General features: G+C 46.2%; 1 protein-coding gene. It reads left to right on the top strand.

Annotated features, from left to right (window positions below):
* A partial coding sequence (locus tag N2315_09550) for a hypothetical protein (GenBank protein ID MCX7829415.1) occupies positions 1-727 on the top strand: 727 nt, incomplete at both ends.

Raw genomic sequence — 727 nt, 5'->3', positions numbered from 1 at the left:
AAACAGAAGCGCTTGAGTTCAAAGAAATATACGGACTAGAAGTGGTAGTTATCCCAACACACAGACCAATGAGAAGGAAAGACCATGCGGATGTTATATACAAAACAAAGGAAGAAAAGTGGAGAGCGGTGGTGGAGATCATAAAGCAGGAGCACGCAAAGGGAAGACCCATACTGGTGGGAACTGTTTCCATTGAAGATTCGGAACATCTTTCAAGGCTTTTGCAAAAGGAAGGAATAAAACATAACGTGCTAAACGCAAAACATCACGAAAGGGAGGCAGAAATCATAGCTCAGGCCGGTAGAATAGGGGCGGTTACCATTTCCACCAACATGGCTGGGAGAGGAACGGACATACTCCTCGGTGGAAACCCAGAGTATTTGGCAAGAGAGATACTCAGGTCAAAGGGAAAAAGCCCTGAGGATGCTACGGAAGAAGAGTGGAAAGAGGCACTGGAAAAGGCCTATAGAATAACGGAAGAAGAAAAGAAAAAGGTCGTAGAGCTCGGTGGTCTGTTGGTTATTGGAACGGAAAGGCACGAATCTAGGAGGATAGACAACCAGCTGAGGGGTAGGGCTGGAAGACAAGGTGACCCTGGTGAGTCAAGGTTTATCCTCTCCTTAGAGGATGACCTCATGAGAATATTCGGGGGTGATAGGGTTAAAAAGCTCATGGATATACTTAAAATACCGCCGGGAGAACCCATAGAGAGCGGTATGGTCACAAA

The organism is Thermanaerothrix sp., assembly GCA_026417795.1.
In the GTDB taxonomy this organism is placed as follows: domain Bacteria; phylum Synergistota; class Synergistia; order Synergistales; family Synergistaceae; genus Thermanaerovibrio.
This window is presented reverse-complemented; position numbering and strand designations above follow the sequence as displayed.